Origin of the sequence: Butyrivibrio sp., assembly GCF_017635265.1 — a bacterium.
GTDB lineage: Bacteria > Bacillota > Clostridia > Lachnospirales > Lachnospiraceae > Butyrivibrio.
The window spans coordinates 1-5,954 of sequence record NZ_JAGBLU010000111.1 but is presented as its reverse complement, the minus strand read 5'-3'; the positions used below and the strand labels follow the sequence as shown (position 1 = coordinate 5,954).

At 39.9% G+C, this 5,954-nt stretch carries 8 protein-coding genes and 1 pseudogene; all 9 read left to right on the top strand.

What is annotated here, in order from left to right; genetic code table 11:
• Positions 1 to 185: 185 nt before the first annotated feature.
• Positions 186 to 701: an NAD glycohydrolase toxin immunity factor gene (gene ifs, locus J6O61_RS13780; RefSeq protein ID WP_292214435.1), complete on the top strand. Its 516-nt coding sequence runs from the start codon at positions 186 to 188 to the stop codon at positions 699 to 701.
• Between the two features lie 4 nt (positions 702 to 705).
• Positions 706 to 1,230, top strand: coding sequence for a hypothetical protein (locus tag J6O61_RS13775; protein ID WP_292214432.1), 525 nt, complete (start codon positions 706 to 708; stop codon positions 1,228 to 1,230).
• 93 nt (positions 1,231 to 1,323) lie between these two features.
• Positions 1,324 to 1,980: a hypothetical protein gene (locus J6O61_RS13770; protein WP_292214429.1), complete on the top strand. Its 657-nt coding sequence runs from the start codon at positions 1,324 to 1,326 to the stop codon at positions 1,978 to 1,980.
• 40 nt (positions 1,981 to 2,020) lie between these two features.
• Positions 2,021 to 2,425 (top strand): hypothetical protein, encoded by a 405-nt coding sequence (locus tag J6O61_RS13765; RefSeq protein WP_292214426.1) that lies wholly within the window; start codon positions 2,021 to 2,023, stop codon positions 2,423 to 2,425.
• A gap of 179 nt (positions 2,426 to 2,604) precedes the next feature.
• A pseudogene (locus J6O61_RS19615) lies at positions 2,605 to 2,889 on the top strand (DUF6431 domain-containing protein); the annotation flags it as partial.
• Positions 2,890 to 3,108, top strand: a complete 219-nt coding sequence (locus J6O61_RS13755; RefSeq protein ID WP_292214423.1) for a hypothetical protein — start codon at positions 2,890 to 2,892, stop codon at positions 3,106 to 3,108.
• Between the two features lie 73 nt (positions 3,109 to 3,181).
• Positions 3,182 to 4,588, top strand: a complete 1,407-nt coding sequence (locus tag J6O61_RS13750) for a DDE-type integrase/transposase/recombinase (RefSeq protein WP_292214420.1) — start codon at positions 3,182 to 3,184, stop codon at positions 4,586 to 4,588.
• Positions 4,581 to 5,396, top strand: coding sequence for an ExeA family protein (locus J6O61_RS13745; RefSeq protein WP_292214417.1), 816 nt, complete (start codon positions 4,581 to 4,583; stop codon positions 5,394 to 5,396). Before J6O61_RS13750 ends, J6O61_RS13745 begins: the two co-directional genes overlap by 8 nt.
• Positions 5,393 to 5,746, top strand: coding sequence for a hypothetical protein (locus tag J6O61_RS13740; RefSeq protein WP_292214413.1), 354 nt, complete (start codon positions 5,393 to 5,395; stop codon positions 5,744 to 5,746). The genes J6O61_RS13745 and J6O61_RS13740 overlap by 4 nt, the downstream gene beginning before the upstream one ends.
• Positions 5,747 to 5,954 lie beyond the last annotated feature (208 nt).

Below are 5,954 nucleotides of genomic sequence, written 5' to 3'. Positions count from 1 at the left end.
ATTGATTGTGATGGAATAAAACTGAATTCGTATTTGGATATGCCCAAGGGGAACCCTGAAAAGTGCCCTTTGGGCATCATAATTCATGGCTTTATTCTTTTTCTATGGTTGAAGACCAGATCAATACAGACAACTGTCATAGAAGGAACATTCACTATCAAAAAGATTGGATAAGAGGAGAAATAATGTCAGATTTTGTAATTAAAGATACAGTTTTTACTGATATGAGTGTAAAGAGAGCAGAAGAGGCACTTTTGAATGTGAGTCTTAAAACTCTGCTTACGGGATATGATGAAAAGTATCGATTTTATAAACGGGATTCCTATTACTTAGATGTAACTGATGCAGATGTTATGTTTGAAAATGTTGTCTACCCAATTTATGAAAGTGGGAATAAAAATATTAGCCTGCAAATGTTGGACGCTATTGATGACATGATAGATAATGGAGATGCTGCTCAGTTGTTCCAGGTCTATGATTATGTCACTAGTGAGCAGTTAATGAAGAGAAAATTCCCGCGTTTACCTTTTGTAGTCTTTGATAGTGGTAGGATAAAAAGATTAGTACAGAAAACTAATGATATGGAACTTGAGCTAAAGCAATATAGAGGCAAAATGTATGCTAGTGATAACAATACATTTTGGGATAGGGTGCAACGAACTATCAAAAGAAATTCCATCTTTTCTAGTAGTATAAATTGATAAAATGAAATATGAGTTTACTGAAGATAATAGAAAGATATATCGTGAAAACATCTTTAGTTCTTTTGATGAAATACCTGAGGAATTAGCTTTTGTGATTGCTGAAGAAAGGCAAAAAATTATAAGAATGGATAAAACAGGAAGATATGCTATATATGAAGGGAAGGAATATCACGCTTCTCTTGAGGATGATAAAAGGCATGTAGAAATATGGTCGAAAGATAAAGAGGATGAGGACAAGGGATTTAAGAAACATCAATACCTTCAAGTTTATTCGAAAATTGTTGAGTTAAATGAATTAAGTGAGTTTTATGATGTTGAGGCCGTATGTGACTATATGGGAAAAACTCACAAAATATTTATTTCAGCAGATGGCGAATCATTCCGCATCTATGTTAAAGAAAGCTGGTACAAAGAATTCGGATTTACAGAAGAGTATGACCGTGGAGTATTATTGGGATATTTTAAAGACTTTAAGATGTCTGAGTTAGAAGTACATTATATTAAGACTTCGATTGATCTTGGATAATTAGCAACCCATGCTTTATGATTAAAAGAGGCAGTATAGAATAGGGAACTTAATAATATGTATAGTCTAGAGGAATTTTTAGAGAGATAAATAATGAGTATATTATCAGTGATTCAAGCTTACAATTTGTGTAATGAAGACATAACTGTAATCCTTGAATTGGAAGAACAGGACCTTAAAGGAATTGTTCCCAGAGAATGGATTTCGTTGGTAAATGAAAAGTCCCCAGAAAAGAGAATCAACATCGCCATCTCATTATGGGAAAGAGTAGTTGGGAATGAGTTATCGTTAGTTATAAACTCGCTTAAGACTAATCTACGAGATATTAATCTTCTTAAAGTGGGGAATAAATATTATTTGCTCTATGTCATTCAGAGTCCTGTCGGTGAAGAAAAATATTATATAGGTGGAAATCCATATAACGTTCATTTGGATGAATGCGGACTTGCTTCAACTGTAAAGCCTTTTTATACAAATCTGCATGACGGGTTTTATGATTATTGTTTTAAGGCAATGGGACTAATAGAGAGTAACAAAATCGAGAACCTTAAAGAACTGGTCGACCATAATTCACATAATGATAATCTTCAAGACTATTTAGGTTATTTTTCCAATGGAATGGGTGATTATTTGGCAATAGATAATAATTCAAATGATGCGTATTTGTATTTTAAAGATGGAGAATCAGCAAAAAACGTCGGATTTTGGGATGTAGTAGATGAATGGTTAAATATGGCAATAAATGGATGAAACTAGAGGGCTTTAAGAGGAAAGAGGCAGGTGAGTGTTCATGAAAATAGATGAATTAAAGTCATTCTTGGAAAAAGAAGGGCTGTTACCAATGAACTATTACGGATGCCCTAAGTATTACGTCTCAGGAGCTGATATATGTAATATTGGGAGAACAAACAACTTACCTGATGTATTTGGTGTTTATAGAGTTGCCGAAAGTGAAGCCTGCGTCTTTTTTATAACTGACTCAGAAAGAGGAATGCGCTGCCATAATGAGGTGTTTTCAACTGAGGAAGAAGCATGCGAGCACATAATAAAAAGAGCTCAAACCAGCAAGGTAACGTTCTTGAATGAGAATAATACTTTTGCTAACAATGTTGTTCCCCAAAGCGTTCAATCAATAGAAAACGAAAAGTACACATATTACAAGTTTGATATTGGTAATGGTGCAATGATGTTGTAGACCTTTCACATTAACATAAATCAGACCGACTTGTCTGTCACGGAACTGCTCTTTATACTGTCATTAACAGTATAAAGGAGTGTCCCAGAGCACCCTCCATGACAAGTCGTGTACTCTGGGACGTGGTTTTTCAACCATGATCATTATATCAGAGTACGAGATAACTCACCACAAAGAAAATATTTTTAGTTAAGAGCAATGGGGTCACACCACCGTGCCCTCACTGTGGTGAAGAGCTAAAATACCGCGATTCCAGAAAAAGAATACGTAAAAAGGAAGGCGGTGTAGCAGAATGGATCATCATCAGAAGGTTTCGTTGTGATAAATGCGAAGTCCTTCATAGTGAGCTTCCAGACTGTTGTGTTCCATATAAGCACTATGACTCAGAAGTTATTGCAGGAGTCATAGATGGCTATGTAACATCTGACGATGCGGATTCCGAAGACTATCCCTGTGAGGAGACCATGAAAAGATGGCTCCAGTGGTACGAAGAAAATAAGGAACGTGCTGAGGGATACCTTCGTAATACCATATACAGGCTGCTTGATCACAAAGATGACATCCTTAAATCAGGCACGCCATTGCTCAATGCTATCAAGGATCTTGATGTCAGTCCTCACTGGCTGGGATATATACTCCGCGCCATATATAATAGCGGAGGTTATCTTGTCCCAGTCTGGTAGGTTTTATGCACCTACTTTGTTTAGAATGTCAAGATCACTTTTTGTATAGTTGCCTCATAGGAGGTAACCATACATGAATGATAGTAATGACACAATCAAATGGCAGGAACGTGAAGCTCTTGAACGTTTCAGGCTCATATCGCCGCTTTTGGATCCAGAGATGGACAATGCCAAGAGAATCCAGATGAGGAACAATATCGCAGCGCAGAATGAAATTTCAGCAAGAACCCTGTACCGGTATGAAAGTTCATTCCGCGATAATGAGTTTGCCGGACTTAAGCCAGTCCCAAAATCAGGAGTGCATTCACACAAGCTGCCGGAGAACTTTGACAACCTTGTAAAAGAAGCCATACAGCTGCGTCTGGAAGTCCCAGGAAGATCTGTTGACCAGATCATAACAATCCTTGAGCTTGAAGGCAAAGTCCCACTCGGAGTGCTGAAAAGATCAACTCTTCAGAGGCATATGTACAAACAGGGCTTTGGAACAAAACATCTCAAAGTCTATTCCGATGCCAGAGAAAGCTCGTCCAAGAGATTCTGCAAACCTCACAGGATGATGTTGGTACAGGGAGATATCAAGTACGGACCGATACTCACCATTAATGGAAAGAAAGTCCAGACATATCTCTCATCTGCGATAGATGACCACTCAAGGATGATACTGTCCTCACAGTTCTATGACAACCAGGAAGAGACCATAGTTGAAGACACCTTCAGAAAAGTCATCCTCAGGTACGGAAAGTTTGATGCCTGCTACTTTGATAACGGATCACAGTACATTGCCAAACAGTTAAAGCTTTCTCTTACCAGGCTTGGCATAAGGATAAGGCATGCCAGAGTAAGGAGCGGAAAAAGTAAGGGGAAGGTGGAAAAATTCCACCAGGTAGTCGATGCTTTCATCCGCGAGGCAAAGCTCAAAAACGTCACTTCTGTCGAAGAGCTTAACCGCCTCTGGTTCATCTTTCTCGAGGAGTACTATAACAAAAAGCCTCACGATGGGATAAAGGAATACTACGAGAGCATTGGTGTTACCATTCCTAGAGAAGGGATAACACCTGTCCAGGAGTTCAATCGTGACAAGCGACCTCTGGCCTTTATCAGTGCCGATACAGTAGCTGAAGCTTTCCTCTACCACACCATGCGCAACGTAGACAAAGGCGCCTGCATAAGCTTCAAAGGCAAGAAATACGAGACCAAGCCAGCCCTTATCGGTCAGGTAGTAGAAGTTGCCTATGACCCACTGTCACCGGATATACTCACCATTTCTTATCCGGGTATTGAGCCCTTTACGGCAAAGCCACTCAAGATTGGTGAATACTGCGACAAGAACGAAACGCTTCCTATCAGTGTGCAACAGGCTGTTCCAGAGACATCAAGATTCCTTGATGCTCTCGAAAAGAAACATGAGCAGTCTAAGAAGCAGCTTACAGATGCCATTTCCTTCGCATCCTACAGAAAGGAAGGTGGCAGCCATGTATGAGCAGTACTTTGAAATGAAGAATACTCCATTTACAAGAAATGTTCCTCCAGATAAGCTCTATGAGTCTGCTGCAATAAGTGAAACTCTTGGAAGGCTTACTTATGTGGCAGACAGACAGCTCTTCGCTGTAGTTACTGCCGATGCCGGATGTGGTAAATCAACACTTATCAGAAAGTTCGTGACATCGCTTCCAAAAGATGAGTACATGTTCTTATACCTTTCAGACTCAAAGCTCACTCCGAGGTGGTTCTACAAAGGAATGCTTGACCAACTCGGCGTAGAGTCAAAATTTTACAGAGGCGATGCCAAACGTCAGCTTCAAAAGGAAGTAGAGATAATCCGTGGCGTCCAGGGCAAGAAAGTAGTCTGCATACTTGATGAGGCTCATCTTCTCGAGAAAGAAACCATTGAAGAATTCAGGTTCCTTTTAAACTATCGCTTTGACTCAATGAGCCCTATGGCACTTGTACTGGTGGGACAGAGCGAACTTTGGGATAAGCTCAAGCTCCAGAGGTATGCTGCAGTACGACACAGAATAGATATAAGCTGTATCATCCCACATCTTGACAGATCTGAGACTCAGCGATACATAGATTCTCATCTTGACTATGCCGAAGGCCGCAAAGACATCTTTACTGATAAGGCTATTGATGAGATCTATAAAGTCTCAACAGGCATACCAAGAAGAATCAATCACATCTGTGATGGATGTCTTATGTATGCAAGCCAGCAGAACAAGCGTCTTATTGACGAGCATCAGGTTCAGTTCGTGACTGAACACGAGATGCTGGGAAGCGAGGTGTCATGATCACTTACGAGTTCCCTGTTACCGAATATACCGGCGATGATCCTGATGATGCATACACAACCATGCATACAGCAAAACTTGATGTGGATGAATTGCTGAATGAGCCCTATGAAGCAACGGTATATGCCTTTGATGACACATTTAAGCTGATCGTGGGACATTGCCATGACGGATTTTACCTGTGCGTCCCCAACAAGAAAGTTGGCTGCACCTTTGAATCGCTGAGTGATGTCAGTGAAACCAGTCATGAGCTCCTCTATCCATACGAAACGCTGTGTTTTGAAGATGCAATAGCCATCTCATTTGCGCTTAATGAACTTTATAAGATTATCAAGGTACAACGGGCTTAAGCCCTGTATCAAAAACGATGGTAGTGGGTGGCAAAAGCCGCCCATGAGCCATCAGAAACTATTGACAGCAACCTGAGCAGTCTTATGACAGTGCATAAGAGCAGCTCGAGGACAAACTAAGAGATTAGGAACACTTATTTATTGATCTCAAACATACATCTATGCAGGAATGATCATATAGCAAGTGTTCTTTATAATCTTGTACATT

Coding starts and splice junctions, on each gene's coding strand:
- ifs (WP_292214435.1), top strand. CDS start 186: ATGTCAGATTTTGTAATTAAAGATACAGTTTTTACTGATATGAGTGTA.
- J6O61_RS13775 (WP_292214432.1), top strand. CDS start 706: ATGAAATATGAGTTTACTGAAGATAATAGAAAGATATATCGTGAAAAC.
- J6O61_RS13770 (WP_292214429.1), top strand. CDS start 1,324: ATGAGTATATTATCAGTGATTCAAGCTTACAATTTGTGTAATGAAGAC.
- J6O61_RS13765 (WP_292214426.1), top strand. CDS start 2,021: ATGAAAATAGATGAATTAAAGTCATTCTTGGAAAAAGAAGGGCTGTTA.
- J6O61_RS13755 (WP_292214423.1), top strand. CDS start 2,890: ATGAAAAGATGGCTCCAGTGGTACGAAGAAAATAAGGAACGTGCTGAG.
- J6O61_RS13750 (WP_292214420.1), top strand. CDS start 3,182: ATGAATGATAGTAATGACACAATCAAATGGCAGGAACGTGAAGCTCTT.
- J6O61_RS13745 (WP_292214417.1), top strand. CDS start 4,581: ATGTATGAGCAGTACTTTGAAATGAAGAATACTCCATTTACAAGAAAT.
- J6O61_RS13740 (WP_292214413.1), top strand. CDS start 5,393: ATGATCACTTACGAGTTCCCTGTTACCGAATATACCGGCGATGATCCT.